26 protein-coding genes and 1 riboswitch are annotated in these 23,255 nt (G+C 45.7%); of the genes, 3 read left to right on the top strand and 23 right to left on the bottom strand.

The features are described 5' to 3' along the window. Nucleotides 1-2 precede the first annotated feature (2 nt). From PO771_RS01555 to PO771_RS01475, 17 genes are all read right to left on the bottom strand, one after another. The gene (locus PO771_RS01555) at nucleotides 3-1,016 is read right to left on the bottom strand and encodes a UDP-N-acetylglucosamine 4,6-dehydratase family protein (protein ID WP_272561563.1); all 1,014 of its coding nucleotides are present in this window, start codon (nucleotides 1,014-1,016) and stop codon (nucleotides 3-5) included. A 36-nt stretch (nucleotides 1,017-1,052) separates the two neighbouring features. Continuing rightward, complete coding sequence (locus tag PO771_RS01550) at nucleotides 1,053-2,396, bottom strand: motility associated factor glycosyltransferase family protein (RefSeq protein WP_272561562.1); 1,344 nt, start codon at nucleotides 2,394-2,396, stop codon at nucleotides 1,053-1,055. 7 nt (nucleotides 2,397-2,403) lie between these two features. Continuing rightward, a complete protein-coding gene (locus PO771_RS01545; RefSeq protein ID WP_272561561.1) occupies nucleotides 2,404-2,757 on the bottom strand; it encodes a DUF8042 domain-containing protein in 354 nt (117 codons plus the stop codon). A gap of 2 nt (nucleotides 2,758-2,759) precedes the next feature. Next, on the bottom strand, nucleotides 2,760-4,580 hold the full coding sequence (locus PO771_RS01540; RefSeq protein ID WP_272561560.1) for a motility associated factor glycosyltransferase family protein: 1,821 nt from the start codon (nucleotides 4,578-4,580) through the stop codon (nucleotides 2,760-2,762). An 81-nt stretch (nucleotides 4,581-4,661) separates the two neighbouring features. Continuing rightward, nucleotides 4,662-5,474: a flagellin N-terminal helical domain-containing protein gene (locus tag PO771_RS01535; RefSeq protein WP_272561559.1), complete on the bottom strand. Its 813-nt coding sequence runs from the start codon at nucleotides 5,472-5,474 to the stop codon at nucleotides 4,662-4,664. 125 nt (nucleotides 5,475-5,599) lie between these two features. Then, on the bottom strand, nucleotides 5,600-5,854 hold the full coding sequence (csrA, locus tag PO771_RS01530) for a carbon storage regulator CsrA (RefSeq protein WP_272561558.1): 255 nt from the start codon (nucleotides 5,852-5,854) through the stop codon (nucleotides 5,600-5,602). 1 nt (nucleotide 5,855) lies between these two features. Continuing rightward, nucleotides 5,856-6,314: a flagellar assembly protein FliW gene (fliW, locus tag PO771_RS01525; protein WP_272561557.1), complete on the bottom strand. Its 459-nt coding sequence runs from the start codon at nucleotides 6,312-6,314 to the stop codon at nucleotides 5,856-5,858. 21 nt (nucleotides 6,315-6,335) lie between these two features. Further along, nucleotides 6,336-6,911 (bottom strand): DUF6470 family protein, encoded by a 576-nt coding sequence (locus PO771_RS01520; RefSeq protein ID WP_272561556.1) that lies wholly within the window; start codon nucleotides 6,909-6,911, stop codon nucleotides 6,336-6,338. A 13-nt stretch (nucleotides 6,912-6,924) separates the two neighbouring features. Continuing rightward, complete coding sequence (gene flgL / locus PO771_RS01515; protein WP_272561555.1) at nucleotides 6,925-7,821, bottom strand: flagellar hook-associated protein FlgL; 897 nt, start codon at nucleotides 7,819-7,821, stop codon at nucleotides 6,925-6,927. Nucleotides 7,822-7,836: 15 nt separating this feature from the next. Continuing rightward, complete coding sequence (flgK, locus tag PO771_RS01510) at nucleotides 7,837-9,249, bottom strand: flagellar hook-associated protein FlgK (RefSeq protein ID WP_272561554.1); 1,413 nt, start codon at nucleotides 9,247-9,249, stop codon at nucleotides 7,837-7,839. A gap of 33 nt (nucleotides 9,250-9,282) precedes the next feature. After that, nucleotides 9,283-9,777, bottom strand: coding sequence for a flagellar protein FlgN (locus PO771_RS01505; protein ID WP_272561553.1), 495 nt, complete (start codon nucleotides 9,775-9,777; stop codon nucleotides 9,283-9,285). Between the two features lie 27 nt (nucleotides 9,778-9,804). Continuing rightward, complete coding sequence (gene flgM, locus PO771_RS01500) at nucleotides 9,805-10,062, bottom strand: flagellar biosynthesis anti-sigma factor FlgM (protein ID WP_272561552.1); 258 nt, start codon at nucleotides 10,060-10,062, stop codon at nucleotides 9,805-9,807. A 90-nt stretch (nucleotides 10,063-10,152) separates the two neighbouring features. Continuing rightward, nucleotides 10,153-10,590, bottom strand: a complete 438-nt coding sequence (locus PO771_RS01495) for a flagellar protein (RefSeq protein ID WP_272561551.1) — start codon at nucleotides 10,588-10,590, stop codon at nucleotides 10,153-10,155. 81 nt (nucleotides 10,591-10,671) lie between these two features. After that, on the bottom strand, nucleotides 10,672-11,190 hold the full coding sequence (gene tpx / locus PO771_RS01490) for a thiol peroxidase (protein ID WP_272561550.1): 519 nt from the start codon (nucleotides 11,188-11,190) through the stop codon (nucleotides 10,672-10,674). A 130-nt stretch (nucleotides 11,191-11,320) separates the two neighbouring features. Further along, the gene (locus PO771_RS01485) at nucleotides 11,321-12,052 is read right to left on the bottom strand and encodes a ComFC family protein (RefSeq protein WP_272563080.1); all 732 of its coding nucleotides are present in this window, start codon (nucleotides 12,050-12,052) and stop codon (nucleotides 11,321-11,323) included. After that, nucleotides 12,052-13,590 (bottom strand): ATP-dependent helicase ComFA, encoded by a 1,539-nt coding sequence (locus PO771_RS01480; protein ID WP_272561549.1) that lies wholly within the window; start codon nucleotides 13,588-13,590, stop codon nucleotides 12,052-12,054. The genes PO771_RS01485 and PO771_RS01480 overlap by 1 nt, the downstream gene beginning before the upstream one ends. Next, nucleotides 13,572-13,829 carry a hypothetical protein gene (locus tag PO771_RS01475; RefSeq protein WP_272561548.1) on the bottom strand — a complete coding sequence of 86 codons (258 nt, stop codon included), beginning with the start codon at nucleotides 13,827-13,829 and terminating at the stop codon, nucleotides 13,572-13,574. The genes PO771_RS01480 and PO771_RS01475 overlap by 19 nt, the downstream gene beginning before the upstream one ends. 186 nt (nucleotides 13,830-14,015) lie before the next feature. Here PO771_RS01475 and PO771_RS01470 point away from each other — a divergent pair, with 186 nt between their 5' ends. Next, entirely contained in the window at nucleotides 14,016-14,465 is a 450-nt protein-coding gene (locus tag PO771_RS01470; RefSeq protein ID WP_272561547.1) for a tetratricopeptide repeat protein, read from the top strand. A gap of 68 nt (nucleotides 14,466-14,533) precedes the next feature. Here the strand turns inward: PO771_RS01470 and PO771_RS01465 are convergent, their stop codons facing one another. The 6 genes from PO771_RS01465 to PO771_RS01440 form a co-directional block, all read right to left on the bottom strand. Continuing rightward, nucleotides 14,534-14,854 carry a hypothetical protein gene (locus PO771_RS01465; protein ID WP_272561546.1) on the bottom strand — a complete coding sequence of 107 codons (321 nt, stop codon included), beginning with the start codon at nucleotides 14,852-14,854 and terminating at the stop codon, nucleotides 14,534-14,536. Nucleotides 14,855-14,911: 57 nt separating this feature from the next. Continuing rightward, nucleotides 14,912-15,643: a response regulator gene (locus PO771_RS01460; protein WP_272561545.1), complete on the bottom strand. Its 732-nt coding sequence runs from the start codon at nucleotides 15,641-15,643 to the stop codon at nucleotides 14,912-14,914. Then, the gene (locus PO771_RS01455) at nucleotides 15,640-16,815 is read right to left on the bottom strand and encodes a sensor histidine kinase (protein ID WP_272561544.1); all 1,176 of its coding nucleotides are present in this window, start codon (nucleotides 16,813-16,815) and stop codon (nucleotides 15,640-15,642) included. Before PO771_RS01455 ends, PO771_RS01460 begins: the two co-directional genes overlap by 4 nt. A gap of 160 nt (nucleotides 16,816-16,975) precedes the next feature. Next, nucleotides 16,976-18,190, bottom strand: coding sequence for a methionine adenosyltransferase (gene metK, locus PO771_RS01450; protein WP_272561543.1), 1,215 nt, complete (start codon nucleotides 18,188-18,190; stop codon nucleotides 16,976-16,978). A gap of 130 nt (nucleotides 18,191-18,320) precedes the next feature. Further along, nucleotides 18,321-18,446, bottom strand: a riboswitch (SAM riboswitch). Nucleotides 18,447-18,496: 50 nt separating this feature from the next. Then, nucleotides 18,497-18,976, bottom strand: coding sequence for a hypothetical protein (locus PO771_RS01445; protein ID WP_272561542.1), 480 nt, complete (start codon nucleotides 18,974-18,976; stop codon nucleotides 18,497-18,499). Between the two features lie 71 nt (nucleotides 18,977-19,047). Beyond that, entirely contained in the window at nucleotides 19,048-20,499 is a 1,452-nt protein-coding gene (locus PO771_RS01440; protein ID WP_272561541.1) for a S41 family peptidase, read from the bottom strand. Nucleotides 20,500-20,665: 166 nt separating this feature from the next. On the opposite strand from PO771_RS01440, the gene PO771_RS01435 reads away from it, so the two are divergent. Beyond that, a complete protein-coding gene (locus tag PO771_RS01435; RefSeq protein WP_272561540.1) occupies nucleotides 20,666-22,135 on the top strand; it encodes an MBOAT family O-acyltransferase in 1,470 nt (489 codons plus the stop codon). Further along, the gene (locus tag PO771_RS01430) at nucleotides 22,110-23,111 is read left to right on the top strand and encodes a hypothetical protein (protein WP_272561539.1); all 1,002 of its coding nucleotides are present in this window, start codon (nucleotides 22,110-22,112) and stop codon (nucleotides 23,109-23,111) included. Before PO771_RS01435 ends, PO771_RS01430 begins: the two co-directional genes overlap by 26 nt. Nucleotides 23,112-23,255 lie beyond the last annotated feature (144 nt).

The raw sequence follows: 23,255 nt of genomic DNA, 5'->3' as shown, positions 1-23,255 counted from the left end.
CTTTAAAGTAATCCTTCTTCTCTCAATAGTATTCTAACGTCTTGTTTACTTAAAGGAACTACTTCATATGAGCTATAACTCTGCTTATCTGCTGGCTTTGCATCCTCGTATCGATATTCCCGCCCTACATATGCATTTGGAATAACAAACATATCCGGAAGTTCCAGGGCACCCGTAGCTTCCTCATATGTCATTAGCTCTTCATACATTTTCTCCCCTGGACGCAACCCAATTTCCCGAATGGATATAGTAGCTGGATCAAACTCAAATTTTGCAGCAGTTTCCTCAATAATAACAGAGGCTAAATCAGCCAAGCTTATCACCGGCATTTTCAAAACAAATACCTCTCCTCCTAGCGCTCGCTCCATCGCACGCATCGTTAAAGAAGTTGCCTGATTCACGGTCATCATAAAACGACTCATACTCATGTCGGTAACAGTAATTTCGTTGTTTGTACGAATTTGTGATTTAAACAAAGGAATAACCGATCCTCTTGAGCCCATCACATTTCCAAAACGGACAGCAGCAAATATTGTTTCATTGGCACCGCTGTGATACTGGGCTGAAGAAATAAGGCGCTCCGCCATAAGCTTAGAGGCACCATATGTATTAGTAGGAGAGATCGCCTTATCTGTGCTTGTAAATACAACTCTTTTAACTCCTGAGTTTAGGGCAGCCTGAATGACATTTTGCGTACCAACAATATTCGTCTGCACCGCTTCAAATGGATTGTATTCACATGCAGGGACATGCTTCATAGCTGCTACATGAAATACGTAATCAATCCCCTGCATCGCACGCTCTAGACGAGCAGCATCACGCACATCTCCGATTAAATAACGGATGTTATGAAACTCATTCATTTGCTGCTGCAATTCAAACTGCTTATGCTCATCTCGGCTAAAAATTCGTATAACAGACGGATTTTGCAGCAAAAGCCGTTTCAAAAGACTTTGCCCAATCGTACCCGTCCCACCGATAATCAGTACTTTTTTATCTGTAAAAAAAGAGTTCACTATGCCCAATCCTTCCCTACTCTTCTTTCTACTGAATCAACGATCACAATATAATGAGATAAAATTTTGCAGTGAGATATGCTCACACCCCTCAATAAGAGCCCCGCCTTCTGTCGCATTAATAAACGTTAATGAAGGATGATCAGAAATTTTATTTTCAATCCAGTGTTTAAAACTAAGCAATCCCATTCTCGTATAAAGCCATTCTCCATTTTGCCCTTTCACTTTCCTCATTGTGGAAACAGGCTCAATATATTTCTCTTCACCATACATGCTACCATCCGCATGATGTTCGTTATTTGTATAGGCCAAATCCTGCCCAACAAATACAATTGGATTGCCCCCAAATCGAATCGCCATATCCATAACAGCCGTCGCTACCGAGCCGCCATACTGGACTTTCTGTGTATCAGGGACATCGGAAATGTCACTAGATGCAACATATTTAGGGCCTTGGTATTTTTCTACTGTATATGGATGAACACTATCCAGATAAACAAATGGAATATCTAGGTTTTCATAGCCTTCTATTTGTTTATACGTGATTTGTTGCGGGTCCATAATACAGAACATATCTGGAGTCACACCCATACGTAAAAGAGGTTTTAAAGCAGATCCGACAGCAAATATAAATGCTTTCTCCTTGACTTGTGCCAACAAATGACCGTTCTTATTTAGTGATGGTCCTGCTGAAACGATCACAATCGGCTTCCCCTGCAATGAACCAAATAAACTTGACACATTCGAGTGTTGATTCATTCGGTTCTCCCGATAGTTAGCCTGAATCAGCTCAAAATAATCGGACCGGGCAGATTGCTGGATATTCCAATCTTCCAGGACAAAGCGTAACTTTTCATATTGATCAGGCATCGCGCGCACAGAAGGCATGTGTAACATTAGCTTTGATTGATTATGCAGTACAGAACGTAACTGGCCGGCCACCTCTTGTCCATCTTCCGAAACACATAAGATAATATTTGGATGTATAAATACTGATTCTAAATCCACATAGTGCATGGCCAGACAAAAAATATCGAGATTGATGTCAAACACAGATAATCGTTGATTTCCTTGTAGCCTCTTGCCGACCTCTATTACATGGTATCCTAAGCCGAATCCATAAAGCACTAGCTCTTCAGGCTGTGCATTGTAATTCCCCTCAGCAAATGCAACAGCCTCTTTGTATGGATGATATTTGCTATGTAAAAAAAAATACTGCTTTCGATCATATCTCTGTTGCCTAATTTGTACGGTATATGCCTCTTTGTTGCTACTTTCCATTACTTGATACACTGTTTCATCAATGGAATGACGGCAAACTTCCTGATATAAAGCTACTGACTTTCTTTTGAGAAGCGTTACGTTTTTTTTCCAGAACATCTTTCCCTCACAAATTCATTGCATTTTTCTGCTGCCAACCTTCAAGAATAGGTGCCACTTCATAGCTTAGTAAGTCTGAGAGCAGAATATAGTCTTGATTTTCCAATGCTTCTCTTGCCTCGTGGAAATATGCCAGCATTTCAGTAATATCAATCGACTCTTTTTGTGCATCTTGGGTTAGTACAATTACCTCTAATAGCCATTGTAATCCTTCAATAATTTGCACCACATAATTCAACGCTTCTCCTTCATTGCCAGCCATTAGATACTCCCCAGCTGTTTCAATCCCTTGGCATAACTTCACCATATATTCTTGTGCTGTTTCCAACACTTCAATCTTATTTATTTGTTGTTCTTGCATGATTACTCCCACTCCTCTATAGTTTCTTTCGCTAATTTGATATAGTCATGAATAAAAGCATACTGTATTAACAAATCTCCAAGAAGTGATTTGCGTTTTTCTTCCGTGGATTGAGCCTTTTCTCTTTCCATCTGTTCATATGCATGACGTGTCTGGAAATTCAGATACCAATTCACTGAATGTGCAATAATAGAGTCATATGTAAATGTCTGTTCTATTTTTTCGCCTACTTTAATAATATCGGAAAAATCCTTGTCAAAGCACAGATCATCTGGTTTTATTTTTTCGAGTTTCTTTAGTCTTTCCCCGGAGAGAATTACAATCTCCTCGATCTCCTCTTTTATTCTCCCCATCAGATGACTTACTTTCTCTTTATTAAGACCTTCCCCTTCTTCGTATACCTTCTTGATTTTTTCTTCGATTGGATAAAACCTCGTACAAAATTCATCTACGCAATGCTGAAATGTATAATTTGGAATTCCTTTGATAGGCAATCCACCTTCTGTGCAATTATAGATATTCGTATTTCTTTCAAAAATAGTAACATAATCTTCAAACCACTTTTTCATGCTAAGAAATGGTTTCTTCGTATAAATATCTTCTCCATTGATACCCTTCATTTTTACATAACTAGAATTTGATTTGAACTTTTCAACAAGATCTGGATCTGCTTGATGTACAGCTCCATCAGCATACAGCTTCGTATTCGTATAAGCTAAATCTTGTCCAATTAACATAATAGGTGAGCATTGAAGATAGTCTGCAAATGCAAGAGCTATGTTCGCAACTGATGGTCCTGACTGTATGACAGGATTTTCCCCATCTAGTTGTTTATCAAGTTGTGGCATTACCTTCTCAACCGTCATAATCAGCCACATTTTTTTCCCATTGTATGATTCAATTGCTCGATGATGCACCGTATTTGCATAAACAAAGAGCGGACTATGATTGGTCAAATTTTCAAAAATATTCGCTTCTCCTTCTCCACCATCTACCCCCATCACAATATGAGGTATAATCCCATTCCTTTCGAGAATATTCGCTGATGATCCTACTGAAATAATAAGGGCTCTATCATAGATCTGCTTCAATATGTGCATATTTTTTTCTAACGATGGTCCGGCAGCGACAATAACAGCAGGAACTCCCTTGAAGTTTCCTGCTAATTTCTTAACGGAAGGGAAAGAGGTCATGGAAGGGAGATTCTTAAATAGATTGGATAACCATTGTTTTGAAAACAGTATCTCTGTATGCATATTAATCGTTATGGTACGAATCTGCTCTTGAATGTCTCTATATACATTTTTTATATACTCACCGTATACTCGCCTATATATAGGCAATTCACTTATGTAAAATTCTTTAATTTTATGTGATTGTACATATCCTTGTAATGACGTAGCTATCATATACGGAATATGCTCTACTAAGAATACGATATTATCATCTGCGAAATAAGTAGATAGGTCCTGAATCTTCAGTGCATGGTAAAACACTTCTAAATCCGGTTCGATAATAATAAGTTTCTTCTCTGAATATCTTTCTCGCAAATAAGGCAGATAGTATCCTAAACCTAACCCGATAATCACCAGGGAATCTTCTTTATCCAGTATGACGTTATTCACCCACATCTTAGCTTCACGAGCTGGGTCATACTGACTATGAAGCATTATCTTTATTCCATCATCGCTTGTATACTGCAGATTGGTCATACCATTTTTACTTTTTTCCTCTACACACTTTCCCGTTTTCTTGAAAGATACTACAGACTGGTGCAGATCAGGGTAATGTTTTTGCAACATTTCTAGATTTTTGCCAAGCATTTACTACACCCTTTCCTCTATTTATCCGATAAAAAAAGGCCGACATTATTGTCGACCTTTTTCTTTCTATCGGGTTGTCGATTAACGTAACAATTGAAGAACGTTTTGCGGTGCTTGGTTGGCTTGTGCCAGCATCGCTTGTGCCGCTTGTGTCAGCACGTTGTTTTTCGTGAATGACATCATTTGTTTTGCCATGTCTGTATCACGAACGCGAGATTCTGCAGCTTGGAGGTTCTCTGATGCGTTATCAAGGTTCGAAATTGTATGCTCAAGACGATTTTGGTTCGCACCTAGTTTAGAACGCTCTTGTGATACTGTCTTGATTGCACTGTTAATTGTGGAAATTGCATCCGCTGCATTTGCGTGAGTATCTACCGCTACTGCATTTACACCCAAAGCCGTAGCGCTCATATCTCCAATTGACAAAGTAATGGAAATACCTTTGTTTTGACCAATTTGGAAATTTTTAGAAGCGAATGAGCCTGTTAAAAGATTTTGTTCGTTGAATTGAGTTTTTTGAGAAATACGTGTGATTTCTGAATTAAGCTGATCAATCTCTGATTTGATCGCACTGCGGTCAGCCGTTACGTTTGTGTCATTCGCACCTTGAACAGCCAGCTCACGCATACGTTGCAGAATGTTGTGTGTCTCGTTCAGTGCACCCTCAGCTGTTTGGATAAGAGAGATCGCATCCTGAGAGTTACGGGAAGCTTGGTTCAGACCACGGATTTGCGCGCGCATTTTTTCAGAGATGGAAAGACCAGCAGCATCGTCGCCAGCACGGTTGATGCGTAAGCCGGAAGACAGTTTCTCGATGTCTTTACCCGCGCTACCGATGTTGATGCTCATCTGACGTTGAGCGTTCATTGCGTTAAGATTGTGATTGATAATCATAATAAGTTCCTCCTTGAAAGTTCTCCGCCGACGTCCCTGTCAGCAGATGATAGATTATGAAGTGTGCCGTAGCCCCTTCACTATTAATATCGGAAAGAATCAATACGACTTTACAGTTTTCTATATTATTTTTTATTTTTTTGTGCCGCAATCGAAAGCCCTAGCTTCTTAAGCTGGTCTACATTGATTTTTTCCATTCCTTCTTTCGCCTGCAAGTTCTCCGTCTGGATCGCTTCGTAAATCTCTTTGCGGTACACACTTACGGTTTGCGGCGCTTCAATGCCGATTTTGACCTGATCACCCTGTACTGCGATAACCTTAATCTCGATCCCCTCGCCGATCATAATCGATTCGCCGACTTTCCGACGCAGTACAAGCATGCTACTTTCCTTCCTTTCCCACTGACACTTGAGGGATGTTCTCAAAGAGAGGGGTGCGGATGGAGAACTGCGGGGCATCAAGTGACACTTGAGCTCCTAGCTTTCCTTTCGTATTTAAAATGACAGGTGCAGCAAGATTCGCCGTTGAATCCTCTAATGGTTCACGAAGCACTACGATAGAATAGAGCGCTACATCTTCGAGATTTTCAATCTTTAGTTGTTTTTTGGCCGCATTCGGAATCTGAACCTCATAGCCTTCATACCGGGTAAATGGATTAATGAGAAAGAAAGACGTATCTTCGTTTATAGCATGCATAACTGTAAACGGACTCTCTTCAACTGTTATAAGCAGGAATTCACGCAGATGCGGGAAGCCCGGAACCCCGTCTTCAAAATGGTATACGTCTTGATCGTTATATTCCAATTCTCCATATAAGCTTGATTGCAGGCTACGTGTCATACAGTGTACACTCCTTTATCTCTATTTGACTGTATCAATTGTACCACCACGCACCTGAAAATGTAATTGGTTCTTCTGCTGCGTATAATAGGAAATACTCCCTTTGTCATAGTAATGTCGAAAAGGTGTTTGATTAACAGCAATCGTGGTTCCGTTAACTTGCCAATCCATGCCCAACTCTCCCGGTATCCCTTGCATATGAAGCGATAGATTACCTGGAATATTCCGAAATGTAAAATCATGAACAGGCAATAATTTTTTCTCTTTAGCCAGGCTACGGATTACATTTCCGCTATTTTCAATCGCCCCCATAGCCTCGCCATCACGCGTTACTTTTTCGATATATTTCAACCATTGGTCTTTTCCATCCTGGGCAAACTCTCTAGTCCGGCGAAATATATGTTTTAAGTCCATATCGGCCCAGCATTCTGACTGGTCGATCTGTACACTTGGAGGCGTTCGATGCAAAATCATCTCCGCTGGTTTTTGTTCGATAGACAGTTCCGTTTTTCCCGGCTCAAACGAATAGCTTGGCCGTTGAACATCCCAGCCAAGCTTATAAAACGTCTGATCAATTTGAATTTGAGGTAAATTCATTCTCTACCACCTCTTAGCGTAAGAAGTCTAGAAGGGTGGGCTGAATGATGCGCGAGCCCGCTGATAGTGCAGCGCGATGAACATTCTCGTTGTTTTGCAAATCCATGATAACTTTAGCCAGATCCGCATCTTCTCCATCTGACAGCATTTTCTCTGTCCCATCACGTTGCGTGTCAAGGCGATTTTGCGTTAACTCTATCCGGTTTGTCCGGGCACCTACAGAAGCTTGAACCTTAAGGAAATTCTCAATATGATTCTGAATTTTACCAAGATGCCCCTGCATATCTTGCAGAGTAGGAGAGTTCAAGTCTGTAATCAATTTATCCAACATATCAAAAGTTGTCTCGGAATTAGTACCTTTAAACAACTCATCTGCCGGTACATTAATCGGGATTTTTATCCCTGTTGAAACCTCAATGTTTATTGCATCACTATTAATAGCTGCACTTAAATCCGGTGGTACAGCACTTTCATCAAAAGCTTTGGTTTCGATCTCGGTTCCACTAAAAATATATTTACCTGCAAATGTTGTATTAGCCAACACGCCAAGTTGATCACGAAGCTGTGTAATTTCTGCTCCGATTTTTTGACGTTCTTCCGGTCCATTTGTTTCATTTGCAGCCTGGGTTACCAATTCTTTTACACGTGTAAGAATGGTATTCCCCTGAGAAATAGTAGACTCAGCCTGATCAAGCCAGTTCGTCGCTTCATCTGTATTGGAGCGAAATTGGTCGTTCTCAGAAATGTTAGTACGGAACAGCATGCTGCGTGACGCTACAATCGGATCATGCGATGGTTTGGAAACCTTCTTACCCGTAGAAAGCATCTCCTGAAGGCGGTCCATTCTCTGCAGACTACTATCCAGGTTATACAACATGTCGCTATTTAGCATGTTTTGTGTAATACGCATCGTTACTTATCCCCCTTATCTCCCTACAAGTCCCATGCTGTTAATTATTTTATCTAGCATCTCATCCATTGCAGTCATCGTACGGGCGGCTGCGTTATAGCCATGCTGGAATTTAATCATGTTACTCATCTCTTCATCAAGTGAAACACCTGAGACAGATTGACGACGATTATCTACTTCCTTCAAGAGATTGGTCGTATTTTCTTTCATCCGCTGTGCTTTTTCTGTTTCAATACCAAGCGTGGTAATCATCCCACGTGTAAAATCATCAAATGAAGCACTAACAGCTCCAGCCCCAGTTCCAATCGTCTGAGCCGTTGTTTTAAGATTATAAACAGCGAGTGCTATACTATTATCTCCGGGTGTACTAGACTTAGCTACATCATTCGGATCAGTGATGGCCACTCCCATATTTCCAGCCGAGTCACCTGTAAAAAAGTCGGTCCCATGCGCACTATTTACCTGTGTTATGATCGCATTTGCTAGGTCATTCATTTTGTTCATATAACTAGTAATTGTCGTATCGCGCGACTTCAGTAGACCATAGATTTCTCCTGCATCAGGTTCTATTTCAGTTCCATTAACGAATATTCCATGTCTTGTTCCACCGTTCGCAAGTGTACCCGAATCTCCAGCTTTAATATCTGCCGCGTCATTCCCTACAACCAGATCCGTACTTGGATTCTTCAACTTAATATCCACTGTACCTGGCGTCTTCTTCCCATCGGAGGCAACATAATCATTACGAGTCACTTCAATGTCCAGCATGTTAGATAATTGATCGATTAGTACATCGCGCTTGTCATACAAATCATTTGGCACATATCCATGCGGTACAACATCCATAATCTGGCGATTTAAGTCAGCTACCTGTGTAACAATCGTATTCATTTGCTCTGCCCTGGTTTGAATCTGTGAATCCACATCCTGCTGCAGGGATTTCAGTTCTCGATCGATAAAATTAAAGTTTTCCGCCAAAGAATGACCTTGTTGAATAACAAATTCGCGAGTAGAATATCCCGACGAAGGCTGCGAAACTTTCTGCCAGGAATTCCAAAATTGATCCATAACACTACGGAACCCTGTGTCCGAAGGTTCGCCCATAATCGTTTCAATTTTTTCAAGTGTATCCGTAGTCGCCGTATATTCACCCAGATTTTTATTCTCTCCCTGATACTGGAGATCCAGGAAAGCCTCACGCAAGCGTTCAATCGAACTTGCCATTACACCTGTACCCATTTGTGCCGGTCCCATGTAGGTTACGATACTTGCCGCTGTATAAGCAGGAGATGCCTCCATATTTACACGCTGCCTGCTGTATCCTGGCGTGTTCGCATTTGCAATATTATGTCCGGTTGTATTCAAAGCGGTCTGCTGAGCAGAAAGCCCACTTTTTGCGATCTCTAATCCGAAAAATGTTGAAACCATTCTATTTCTCCTCTCTTTCCTAAAGTTTTCTTTCTAGGCTTTTGAATCAAAAAAACGGGTCACGCCTCTGCCCTGCGGCTGCTGCGTTGGTTTATATACAGGCTCTTCAGCAGGAGCTGTCATCTCCTCCAGCGACATGTTGACAAACTCAAGCGACTGCTCAATGAGCCGCTGATTCAGGTGATTCAACTCCTGTAACTCTTTTACAAGATTGCCAAGCTGCATCTGACAACGCGCCAGCTCTAGCTTGACATCCGGGTTTGACTCCAGCTCGATGAGATCGCTTAAATAACACGTTTCCTTGCGAATCCCGCGCTGCATTAAATAGAGCGAGATTTGTTTCTCCCGCTCCAGTTCAAGAGATTGGATGGTGCTGATACAGCGGCTTTCAAACTGTACAATGCGAGCTAGCTCATCAATCTTGCCCGTAATCAGTACTTCTTTCTTATGATTAGCAAGCTTCATCATGCGGTCATGCTCGACAATCAACCGTTCCAAAATCTCAATAATATCCAAGATGTCGCTCATATCGATTCACCATCCATCTTCTTGTTCTTACAGTCCGTCACGAAGTATTTTTTCGGCTACTCGCTTCGCATCCACCTGATACGTACCTGCCTGAACTTGTTCTCGTAACTCCTCAATGCGTGCAGCACGCTCCGCTTCTGTCTCCTGATCACGCTGCATTTCAAGTGCTTCACTTGAAATCTCAAGCTGATCACGCTTTCCGTACGCACGTGTTCCTTCCTGACGCTGCTCCTGCTGGCGGTATGGATTTACCGGCTGTACGGAATTCGGGCGTTCAATTCTCATGTTTCTTCACCTCTGCTTTATACGTAGTTTTCCCAAAAAAGAAAACCGACTACTTATTACTAAAGTAATCGGCAATTCTATCACAAAGTTTTAACTTTTTCTTGGTTCATCCCGTCCAACTTGATAAAAACCGGATCTACTGCGGCGTTCTTCCTCAGCAAGCTCCTCGTTCCTCTGCTTGTCTTCCTGCATGTATCCGGCCATTTTTTTGATGTTACCTATACACTTCGGACAAAGAGTACCCGAACGTGTCGGACCGCCGCAGCTTTTGCAGGCATATTCGATGTTAGGATTATTCTCAATCGAAAGCCTGCCTTCGAGAATAAACATCGTGATCTGCTGAAGCGAGACACCAGTTTCTTTACTTAACTCATGAACATTACAATTCCGGTTTTCTTTCTTACGCATAAATTTGTAGCACTTCTCGTATTCCTCATCGATTTTCTTCAGGCAGTTCGGACAAACCGGCTGACGAACCTTTCGGAATAGACTGCCACAACGAATACAATTCTCAACATTTAATGACATAAGACTTTCCTCCCCCTAATATGCGCACAAATAACTGTATCTATTGTACTGCAAAAATCAGAGGAAGTGAGTCCTAATTTTTTAGTTTGTAGCTGCTTTTGCCGCTGCAATAGCTTTCTCATAGTCTGGATGATTCGTTGCTTCCGACACATACTCTACGTATGTAACGTTGTTTTCAGCATCCAGTACAAAAATCGCACGAGCAAGCAGGCGCAATTCTTTAATGGCTACGCCGAATGCCTGACCAAAAGACAGGTCGCGGTGATCAGACAGCATTTTTACATTCTCAATGCCTGCCGCACCGCACCAGCGTGCCTGTGCAAACGGAAGGTCTACACTTACAGTAAGTACTTCTACGTTTGCTAGGTTCGCTGCTTCTTCGTTGAAGCGACGCGTCTGTGCATCACATACGCCTGTGTCGATCGATGGTACAACACTGATCAGGCGAACTTTGCCTGTGCCATCATTCAGTGAATATGGTTTAAGACCCGCAGCCAGCACTGTGAAATCAGGTGCTTTATCTCCTGCTTTAATTTCTTGACCGAGCAGGGTAACCGGGTTTCCTTTAAATGTGATTGCTCCTTGACGTTCTGCTGCCATTGTACTTCCCTCCATAATAGTTAGACTGTGATTTCTTATTTTATTGTAGCGGACAGTCTTTCTTTTTACAATATATTGATAGTTTTTATATAAAAATTGATGTATGCAGACTGTCGTTTTTATTCTCTGCTTACCTCGCCCATGTTATTCCATATACCTCCGCCTGCCGCCACTTCTGTCGGATCGCACAAGCTGCCGCCTCCATCGTACTTCCGGTTGTATACACGTCATCTACAAGCAGGACACGCTGGAACGAACGATCAGCGGGTATCGGAGCAAAAACATTTTGGAGCGCAGCCAATCGGTCAGCCCGCCCTTTCATGCTTTGCTTCTCCGTCGCCTGTGTCCGAGTAAGCAAACGACAAACCGGAACCCCAGTGCGCATTCCGAGCAGACCCGCAAGCTCCTCCGCTTGATTAAACGTCCGTTCAACGAGCCTTTCTTCATGAAGTGGCATATATGTAATCACATCTATACATAGCTTGGCATACTCTCGCTGCCACACCTCATACAAGAGCGCTGCTAGTACTGGCGCAAGCACCCGATCTCCACGATATTTATACCGGGCCAACCATTCCTTGGCCGTCTCGTTATACGCCACCGCACTGCGCGATTGACAAAACGCCCGATTCGTCCGGCGCGCACAGTCCATGCAGATTTCATTCTGTGCCCAGGGCCGTCCGCACACCGCACAGATCGACCCCTTTATCCGAATCAAACCATTCATGCAGTCCTGACACACAAATGATGTACCTGCCGCAAACGATTTCTCGTTTGCTTCCTGTCCACAATACAAACAAGGAGGAAATGGCGGAAATAGAGCATCCAGTAATAAACGTCTGGCCATCTGCCATAACACCATCACACTCCACCTCCTGCCGCAAGTCTATTCATCTCCTGAATGTGGCGAACTGCTGCTTTCATATGTGGCGTAATTTCTTCTGCGAGAAAAAGAACTGTCCCATCTGGGCAAGCAGCCGAACGCCCTGCACGCCCGGCGATCTGAACAAGAGCCGCTTCATCAAACAGAGAGGCGTCTGCCTGTACAACGAGCACATCCACCCCGCCAATGGTTACGCCACGCTCCATAATCGTTGTCGTAAGCAGGAGTCGAATGGTTCCTGCTCGCATCGCTCTTACTTTCGTCTCCCGCTCCGGGTCAGCTGCGTGTACTGTTTCCACCTTTCCCTGCCATTCCGGTGCAAGCTGTTCGATGTAACGATGGAGCACTGCCAGTCGGGCAATAGACGCGACGAAGATAAAAGCTTGTCCATCCCGTTCTGCGACCTGGTTAAAAAAAGAAAGCAGTTCAGGAATTGGCTTTTCTTGTCTTAAACGATCGTTTAATTGGCTTACCCGGCAATTGCCTGGTACCGGAAGCGGGTGGCCATGATAACGAACGGGGATTTTCACATGTGGCAAAAAGTCCGAGTCATAGTGCGGTTTCACAAGCCTTTTGCGATGTTCTTCCCTGGGCGTTGCAGTTAAGTATACGGTTTTGCCCGGCAATTGCCGGGCACGCTGCACAGCAAATGGAAGCATAGGATCACCATGATAGGGGAACGCATCTACTTCGTCGATGATGACCAGGTCAAATCGCCGATAGAAACGAAGCGCCTGATGGGTTGTCGCCAGCACAAGTGGTGCAAGGCTCCACTTTTCCGAAGATGCTCCATGCAAAACGGATAACGGAAAATCCGGGAAAGCTGCTGCAAGCCGCGGCGCAAGCTCTAGCACAACATCCCGACGCGGGGTCGCCCACAATACATGACAACCGGTAGTGATTGCATCATACACAAGCGGAAACATCACCTCTGTCTTACCTGCTCCACACACCGCCCAGACAAGGAACTCATCCGGCTCCTTCTCTTCTCTACGAAAGCGCAGCATCGCCTCTGCCGCCGTCCTCTGTGCGGTTGTTAACGTCGGATACCCATCGAGAATGTGCTGAATCGCAGAAATAGGCTGTTCTGATGCCGAGGTCGACAAAAAGGAGGGAATGATGTAATACGATGTACATCCCAGGCTGCGGCCCATCCCGAGACAGCGGCGACAGTATGGACAGTCATCCTTCTCACACCGTGCACACGATACAAGCACGATATCTGTGCCTGTTGCTCCACAACGACGACAGCGGTACGAAACAGGAGAGTTATATCCGATCCAGCGGCGAAGAGAAGAAAAAAAGGAGAAGATCTTCTCTTCTCCCGCCCCCATCTGCTCAATCCCTTTATCTTTTTGTAGAAGTCCTCGCTGCTCCATGAAAGCAAGGACACTCTCCCAGTTCCACCCCGGCAGCTTACTTTGAAATAACCAGCTTACTTCCTCCTCCAGAAGTGCTCTCCCCTCCAACCAGACACAAGCTTCTTTCATAGAATCTTCTATTTGGCTTTTCGGCATTTTTCGATCCCGTATGATTCGTCTTCTTCTGCGATCATCGGTCTTGCTTCTGTCTCCTGCTCCAGCCCGTCCTGGTCAGTCTCCTGCTTCACATATTTCTGCAGCACAATCTCCCCATCCTGCGTTACTAGCATGACAATGGAATCGTTAGGGCCAATCCCGGTTCTTGCCATCACTTCCATCGGCAGCTGAACCCCTCCATCTTCCTGTACCTGTTCAACATGTGAATTTTTTAACATACATAGCCCTCCTTATACTCATCTAAATATTTCCGATGCTGTCTCCCGACTCTGTCCTTACTAATTTCGACAGAATTTTCTGTATTCCTTTTTATTTTTGGTTTTTTTTTACATTTTTCTTATTTTTCATGAAAAGGTTTGTCGGATGGTGTTTCTGGTAAAAATGAGGGCAAAGAGGTGACTCCAATGACTATACAAACGATTCGCAGGCGCTCTTTTCCTTCTCCCGCACGGAAAACCTTCCACGAGCGAACTAAGCGATTGTTTCCCGGACATGCGAATGCGACATACATTAACACAAGTGATCCATCTTATTATGAGAAGCTACTGCGAGCAAACCGCACCCATGTACGAGCCTTGTATGAGCTCGGACGCCAGTGCGAAAAGCAAGGGTTCTTTCGTAAAGCAGCTGATTACTACGAGCGGGCTACCCAGGCTGATCCCTGCTTCGAGCCTGCTGTTGGCGCGAAGATTCTGCTTGCACGACGCAGGCAGCAAAAAGAGCGTATAGAAGCTCTCACACGCACGCATCCACCTGCTCCCATACGCAAAAAACCATCTCTCCTACAGATGACAGGTGCGGTTCTGCTCGGCTATACGCTGCTCACACTCGTTGTATGTGCCCTGCTGCGCTAAGCACACATACGCCTCCATACAAAAAGCGAGGGGAATACATCCCCTCGCTTTTTGTCATGTATATCAACTTATTCCTGAATAACGAGTAAATGAGGCCAGCGGTAAAGAGCATGTTCAAGCAACTGTTGATCCGCTTCTTCTTCTGCAAGGCCCCGCGCCACATACAATACAGCCGGAATCCCTTCTATCAGAGAGTACCATGTTGTACAATGCGCCGCATATTCCACCTGATCCATATGCGCACACATTTTGAATGCCGCGTATGGCCCAGCCATATATACAGCTTCCACCGGCGCTCCGCTAAGAAGCCCGTTCACACTCCAGCGCAGCAACCAAGTGACAATGAGGTACACAGCAGCCGTAACGACCAGTATCATTCCAGGCCCCATTGCACTCCCCCCTTTATTCCATATGTATGCGGAATCAAGGGGAGGCGTGCAAAGATATTAGGAAAGCTTCACCCAGCCGTTTTTGATTGACATGACAACCGCCTGCGTACGATCCTGTACGTCCAGCTTCTGCAGGATGCTGCTTACGTGGTTCTTAACGGTCTTCTCACTAATAAACAATTCTTCCCCAATCATGCGATTGCTCTTACCTTCTGCCATAAGCTGCAGCACTTCACGCTCGCGAGGCGTCAATGCAAGAATATTGCTTTCCTTCTCACCGCTTCCAAGATCACTAATATCGCTTAACAGCACATTTTCTTCGTGGCTGTGCTCAATCGTGCTCAGGCGACGGAATTCAGTAATGAGTTTACCTGTAACTTTCGGGTGCACGTATGATTCACCATTCGCTACCGCATTAATCGCTTCAATCAGCGCATCCGAATCCATCTCTTTCAACAGATAGCCCGCAGCACCGGAGCGAAGAGATTTGTACACGTAGTTCTCATCGTCATGAATCGATAAAATAATAATGCGAGATTCAGGCGCATGCTCCTTAATGCGCTGGGTAGCCTGCACTCCTGTCATCTTCGGCATGTTAATGTCCATCAAAATAACATCTGGCTGAAGGTCGGCTGCCATCTGGCACGCCTCTTCCCCATCAGATGCTTCTCCTACAATCACAAAGCGCTCTTCCATTTCGAGAATACGTTTTACCCCTTCTCGAAACAGTTTATGGTCATCTACAAGTAAAATTGAAATGTTTTGCTCTGTCATGTTTTGCTCTGTCATTGTTCATTACCTCCATCTGTCATGTTTTCTTCGATACGAAGGGGGATCCCAAAAAACAGCACCGTTCCTTCCCCTGGCTTCGAGTCGATCTTCATCGTTCCCTGCAGTAACTTCACACGCTCCTGCATACCCATAATGCCAAATTGCGGACGCTCTCCTTTGGCCTGCTTCTCAAATCCAATACCATCATCCGCTACCATAAAGAGCACCTTTTTCGGCTTGAACTCAAGTTTTACTTCTACCCGCTTCGCATCTGCATGCTTGGCTGTATTGTTAAGCGACTCCTGAATCAACCGGAACACTGCCACTTCAATGGAACTTTGCAAACGGCGCTCAGGACTCAAGAGCGTGAGTTTAGTTTCAATATGATGCCGCTTCTCATATTCTTCGAGGTATTTTCTCAGGGTAGGAGTGAGACCAAGGTCATCTAAGGCCATTGGTCGCAGATCAAAAATAATCTTGCGTACATCTACCAGACTTGCCCTTGTAAGCTCTTTTAATAACCGGAGTTCTCCTTTTGCCTCATCAATCCGGTTCTGATTTAACATTTTTTCTACGATTTCACTACGAAGTGCCACATTCGCCATCGACTGGGCAGGACCATCATGAATATCCCTCGCTACACGCTTGCGTTCTTCTTCCTGCGCCTGAATAATCTGGATCCCCAGCAATTGATGGTGATGGGCAGATTCGAGAGCAACTCCTACCTTGCGTAAGTCGCCCTGCAGGTAGTTTAGCACAATCCCCATCTGGGAAATCAAGTTTTCTGATTTCTCAATGGTGTTTAAAATATTGCGATGGCGGCGCTCAAGCTCGTCCCGCCGCTCGCGAAGGTGTTTTTCCTTATCACGGGAAAGAGAGAGCTGGATCTGCATCTGGCTAGCCATCTCATACGCTTCGCGGATCTCAAGCTCACTATACCGTTTGAAGCCGCGACTGATGTTAGCCAGGCGCTGCCGGGCTTGCTTCGCCTTCCATTCCAGCTCGTCCGTCTGCGTAATGACAAGATCAATTTCGTTACGCAGCGTTTCAAGTTCGAGGGTAATGAAGTTATTTTCTTTATGGGCATTTTCCGCGATTTCAAAGATTTTCTCTTTGCTTTCCTCCACGGAAGATACCGTCTTATTCATCACCTCGTCCAAAAGCTGAATGTCGATATTTGCCTCGCTCATTGAAATCCCCTTTCCACCTCACTAGCCATTAGGTCCCTCCTGCTCTCACTGTTTCAACAGGATACGGGCAAAATCCTTCCATACATTGTACCATTCATCCCACGCAAACAAAACAAGACCCATACACTATTACAGTGATGGGTCTTTTGGTTCGTTTGTTTTAGTTTGTCATAAACGCAGCTGCTTCTTTTTTAAGAACTTCAGCCTTGTCTGTATTCTCCCACGGTACATTCAGGTCATTTCGACCGAAGTGTCCATATGCCGCTGTATTGCGGTAGATCGGACGGCGAAGGTCGAGTTCCTTAATGATGCCAGCCGGGCGGAGGTCAAAGTTTTTACGAACAAGCTCAACCAGAACTTCCTCTTCCACTTTACCTGTGCCAAATGTATCAACATTGATAGATACAGGCTGTGCAACCCCGATTGCATACGCTACTTGTACTTCACATTTGTCTGCAAGACCCGCTGCTACGATGTTTTTCGCTACATAGCGCGCTGCATACGCGCCAGAACGGTCAACCTTCGTCGGATCTTTACCGGAGAATGCACCACCGCCATGGCGAGCATATCCACCGTATGTGTCTACGATGATTTTACGGCCTGTAAGACCTGCATCTCCCTGTGGTCCGCCAATTACGAAACGGCCTGTCGGGTTGATGAAGTATTTTGTGCTCTCATCGAGCAGGCTTGCCGGAACAATCGGAGCAATTACGTGCTCTTTCAGATCTTTTTGGATCTGTTCCAGCGTTACAGATGGATCATGCTGCGTAGAGATAACGATTGTGTCAACACGAACCGGCTTATCTCCTTCGTATTCCACCGTTACTTGTGTTTTACCATCCGGGCGAAGGTACGCGAGTGTACCGTTCTTGCGGACTTCCGCTAAGCGGCGAGAAAGTTGATGAGACAACGAGATCGGAAGCGGCATGAGTTCAGGTGTTTCATTGCACGCGAACCCGAACATCAGGCCCTGATCTCCTGCACCGATTGCTTCGATTTGTTCATCTGTCATCTGACCTTCACGCGCTTCAAGTGCCTGGTCAACCCCTTGAGCGATGTCTGGAGACTGTTCGTCAATAGATGTAAGCACGGCACATGTGTCAGCATCAAAGCCGTATTTCGCACGGGTGTAACCGATCTCACGGATCGTCTCACGCACGACTTTCGGGATGTCTACATAGCAGCTTGTTGTGATCTCGCCTGCTACGAGTACCATACCTGTCGTAACAGATGTTTCAGCCGCTACGCGGGCATTTGCGTCTTTTTCAAGAATTGCATCAAGAATTGCATCAGAAACCTGGTCACAAATCTTATCCGGATGTCCTTCTGTTACGGATTCAGATGTGAAGAGATAACGACCTTTTTTAGGCGCCATATTCACGACCTCCTTTTAGTTGCTGTTATTTATTTGATGGTCCCTTCCCGAACCCATTTTGCAAAGCAGTAAAAAACCTTTTCCAAATGCATCACACCTGGAAAAGGGTTGATTTTTACTCAATCTTTGCCCTTTATCTTCCAGAAACAGCATAAAAAATTATGCCTTCTGCTGGTTAGCACCGTTCACCGCCATATGCGGCCATGAGGTTGCCGGGTTTCATCGGGCCAGTCCCTCCACCTTCTCGGGATATAGGGTCTTCATTCTAGACGAATATATCTTATTTCTGTTTAACTGTCAATCATTCTATTGGACCTTGTAGTCGCCGCGCACGATAATATCTGCTTTGCCACTTGTCACAGTAAGCCCGCGTCCATCCGCACGCGGAATGAGCAGCAGGTGGTCATGCGGCACGGCTTCGCCATCTGGCATACTTGTTCCACTCGTCAGATCCGGGATCGTATAGTCCACACCCGGCGTCACCGCTTTAACTTGTCCGGTGCGTACAATGAATTCTGTCCCTTCCATCCCCGTAATGGTTTGGCCTGCCGTCACTTTCTCGACCGTGTAAGATGCCGTACCACCTGTGGAATTATTCGGGGCTGTCGGCTGCGATGATGACTGAATGAGCTTGACCAGCTCTTGGCGCACCTGATCCACATAACTGCGCGTTACAACCGGGTCCCCTTCTGTTCCTGGCTCAGTTGGGGCCGCTGTCCCGACTGATACGAGTCCGACCGTAAAGGCTAACGCCGCGCCGGTGATTCCGTATCCCCATTTATTCACAACTTCTTCCTCCCTTTGTGTTTTTCTGTTAACTTATACGTTTATTTCTTACAAAGGTCGTGGTTTTTTACCTATTTTATATGAACAAGCCATTCCGCTTCTTTTTTCTCTACGCTGATCGCATCAAAATCCCGGTCTAGTTGATCAAGTGCGACCCATGTCGCTCCATTCTCACTGCGCACATGCGGGTTGCCCGACACCGCGTATTTACGCTCGGTTTCCCCAATGCGGAGTGCTGCCTGCTGTTTTGCACCATCCCAGCTAATCCGATAACCGTACGCCTGCGCGAACGGACGAAGCGCGATGTACCAGCGACCATTGACTTTTTTAGCCAATGGCGTGACGGCAGGAGGAAATCCGTTGAAGCTAACTTTGCCATCTGCAAACAGATGCAGCGAGGTAGCACCTGTCAAATACGTGACGGCTTTTACGACCTGCTCATTCGGATTCTGCACCACATCGTCTGGTACGATGCCAACGCCATTGATCTTGTGCATGTTCGGAGAGAAGTATTCTTCCACCGTCATCTTCAATACCCCACCCTTATCAAGCGGCGTAATCTCTTGCACGGTACCTTTCCCGAATGTTTTGGTCCCCATAATACGAGCCGCATGATGATCTTGAAGAGCCCCCGTCAAAATCTCGGATGCACTGGCACTATTGCCATTCACCAGGACAACCATAGGGATCGCTGTCCCTTTTCCGGTAGCTGGAATCGAAAGTTTCTTCCCATCGCGATTGACCATATTGACAAGCGTTCCATGCTCAACGAACAAATCTGCAATATCGATGGCCCCTTCAATATGACCGCCAGGATTGTCGCGCAGATCAATAATCAGGCTCTTCATGCCGTCTTTCTGCAGACGCGCCAGCTGCTCTTTGAACACATCGGCGATATTATACGAAAACGTATAGAGCGTCATGTACCCGATCTTGCCATCGAGCATGATGCTATCTACCGGAGATGTCTGCATATCTTCTCGCTTCACGATTTTCGTAAGCAACTGATTATGGCGGCGAATTTGTAGTTCCACCGGAGTACCCGCCTGCCCTTTCATCTCTTCAGTTACTTCATCAATTGTCTTCCCAGCAATCTTCTCTCCATTTATGACGACAATTTCATCACCGGAACGCAAGTCGGCTTTGCTGGCCGGGGAGTCTGCGATCACACTATCCACAAAAAATGACTGCTTACGCTGCTCCACATAAATCCCGATCCCGGAGAATTGACCTTCCACTTCTCCGATGAAATTCGTAAACTCATCCTCTGTAAAGTATGCGGTGTACGGGTCGCCTGTTTCAGCCACGATGCCCCGAATCGCCCCATCTGTCAGTTTCTTTATATCCAAATTATTGTTAACGTGACCATTCAGTACTTTCTGAAGCACTTCATGAATGCGCGCTTCCTGCTCGGTATAAGCGCTCGCAGGTGTTTCTTGTGCCCATACGGGAGCTGCACCAAATGCTGCTGTCCATATGATTGTACCTGCTAGCGCCGTCGTAGCGACTTGTTTCTTTATCACGTAATCGTCAACTTCCTCTCTAGGCTTAAACTCTCCCTCTATACTAGTTCGACAACGAAGTGTCCTATCCTTTTTCCGGGCGCACTCCTATATGCTCCTGCGCACAGTATGATACAATACTTGTGTTTGAAATGACAGATGATCGTTTATAAAAGGAAGGACCATTATGCTTTTTCATACACCAGAATTTTTCTTCTTATTCGCACTTACGTTTCTCGCTTACCATTTGTTTCGTCCGGCGCGGCTTACGATACTCGCCGTCGCCAGCTGCCTGTTTTATGGGGCCACCAGCTGGGGATTTCTAGCCCTGTTCCTAAGCGTGTCGTTCTTGTCCTACTTACTAGCACGCCAGATCCGTATCCGTTCGGGTCAAGCACGGCTCTGGCTTGTCCTAGGCATCAGCCTGAACGTCATGAACCTGGCGTTTTTTAAATACTCGCTGTTCATCATTCATAACCTGGAAACTCTGTCCGGCCTGACGTTTGTCACCCCGAACAGCTTCTGGACACACATCGTGCTCCCCATCGGGATTTCCTTCTATACGTTCCAGCTCATCGCTTATCTGGTGGATGTATATAAGAAACGTACCGAACCGGCTCACTCGTTCCTAAGGTTCTGGGTGTTCATTTCGTTCTTTCCGCATCAGCTTGCGGGACCGATTATGCGCGGGCAGGAATTCATGCCGCAAGTCGAGCGTACAACCTCTCTGATGGTAAGCCCAGCTGATTTCAAATACGGCGTCTACCTCATTATATGGGGGCTTGCCAAAAAAATTATGATCGCTGACCAACTTGCTCCGATGGTACTGCCGTACTTCCACAATCCAGGGACGTTAACAACGATGGAAGCCTGGACTGGAGCATACCTGTTCGGGTTCCAAATCTATGCGGACTTCTCCGCTTATAGCGATATGGCGGTCGGATTCGGCTATTTGTTCGGCTATCGGCTGCCGATGAACTTCATGAGCCCGTACATTAGTGCAAGTGCTACCGAGTTTTGGCGGCGCTGGCATATTACGCTGTCAGGCTGGATACGCGATTACATTTACATTCCACTTGGCGGTTCGCGCAAAGGACGTGTTCGCCAGGATGTAAATCTGCTCGCCGCGATGCTCATCTCTGGACTCTGGCATGGAGCGATGTGGACATTTGTTATCTGGGGGGCGCTGCACGGCTTGCTGTCCATTGCCCATAAATGGTATGCGAATGCACGACGCCGGCTGCTGGCCTATCTGCCTGCTGCGCCGACTGCAGTCGAGCGTCTTATCTCTGCTCTATATCATGTGGGAGCTGTCTTTGTCTTTTTTCATCTCACTATGATTACTTGGGTATTCTTCCGAGCAGAGAGTGTAACAAGCGCACTCGCCTACGTAAAAACGATGTTCACACCTTCTGGCGGATTATCCGGTCTGCTCACACAGGCAAGCGCTCAGTCTGCTCCACTCACGCTTGCTGCAATCTTATACGGGGTGCACCTGCTTGAATATGGGGTTCGCAAATATGAAGGCAGAATCGCAGCAACTTGGCATCGCTTCGTTCCTGCCCCGATACGCGGGCTTGTGTATGCAGGAATTGTCCTGCTTATCATCGCTATGATTAAAGGGGAAAAACATGACTTCATCTATTTCCAGTTCTAATCAGCCAATTCGAAAACGCTGGGCTGTACGCGGCTTCTTATGGGGATTTGTGTTCTTGTTGCTAGCTGAGCTTTTCTTATTCCGCAATCCGGCGCTATATGGCGTAAGTCCGGCCAGCTTCCTCGGTCAGATTGCGAATGTGCAGGAGCGACTTGCTCGGCAAAACCCGGAGCGCATCAAGGTGCTGATCCTTGGCGACTCGCAAAGCATGGATGCACTCCGCCCGCCACTGCTTGCGGCGCACTATGGGCTAGCGCCCGATGAGATTTTCAATCTGAGTGTAAGCGGCGGAAAAGCCATTGATATGCTGCATCTGTATGAAGAGGCAGCAGACAAGCTGCCTAATCTGCAACGCGTGATCGTGGCGGTTAACGAGCATCAGGTAAGCAGCACCGATATAAAATCCGATGCGAAGTTCCGCTACTTCGCTACCTTGTCTGAGCGAATGGAGACGCCACGTATGGCGGATAAAGCCGATCTTGTATTTGGGCAGCTGTTGTATGCATACGGGCTGCGTGATGTGTGGACGCAGCTTGCAAAGCAGTGGTGGGACGGAAAACTGCCACAGGAGCCACGTGACAAATACGAGTACCGCTGGGGCCTGCCGCCGGTTCCTGGACGAGAGCCCGCTCACCTTGGTCCTGCATATGCCAAGATTGTAGCTGACCGCTGGATGAAGGACTATCGTCTGGATGGACCGCAGGCGAATGCTTTTCATCATCTGATGGAAAAGCTGGCGAAACGAGGGGTACAGGTAACGATCGTTCAACTGCCACGTACGCAAGCTTTTGAGCAGGTGATGAAAGCAACGTACGGACAGCAGCAAGCAGCTTTTCGGACACGTATGCAAACGGAGGCAACAAAGATTGGTGCTTTATTCACTGTGATTCCACCGACGCTTGAGGATGCCTATTTCCGAGATGCGAATCATGTGAATGAGCGTGGAGCGAAAGAGATTGTACGTGTGATGCCATAAATGTGAAAAGGGCAAAGTCCTCATTTATCAAGGACTTTGCCCACATAGTACTCACGGCAGTATATAAAAAATGCAGTAGCTATAATTAACAAAGAAGAGGAGTTCTCTACGAATCCCAATCTCCAGAGAACTCCTGCTAATACT

The sequence above is a fragment of the Aneurinibacillus uraniidurans genome, from assembly GCF_028471905.1.
In the GTDB taxonomy this organism is placed as follows: Bacteria; Bacillota; Bacilli; order Aneurinibacillales; family Aneurinibacillaceae; genus Aneurinibacillus; species Aneurinibacillus uraniidurans.
The sequence above is the reverse complement of the archived record's forward strand: the minus strand, read 5'-3'. Positions and strand labels throughout refer to the sequence as shown.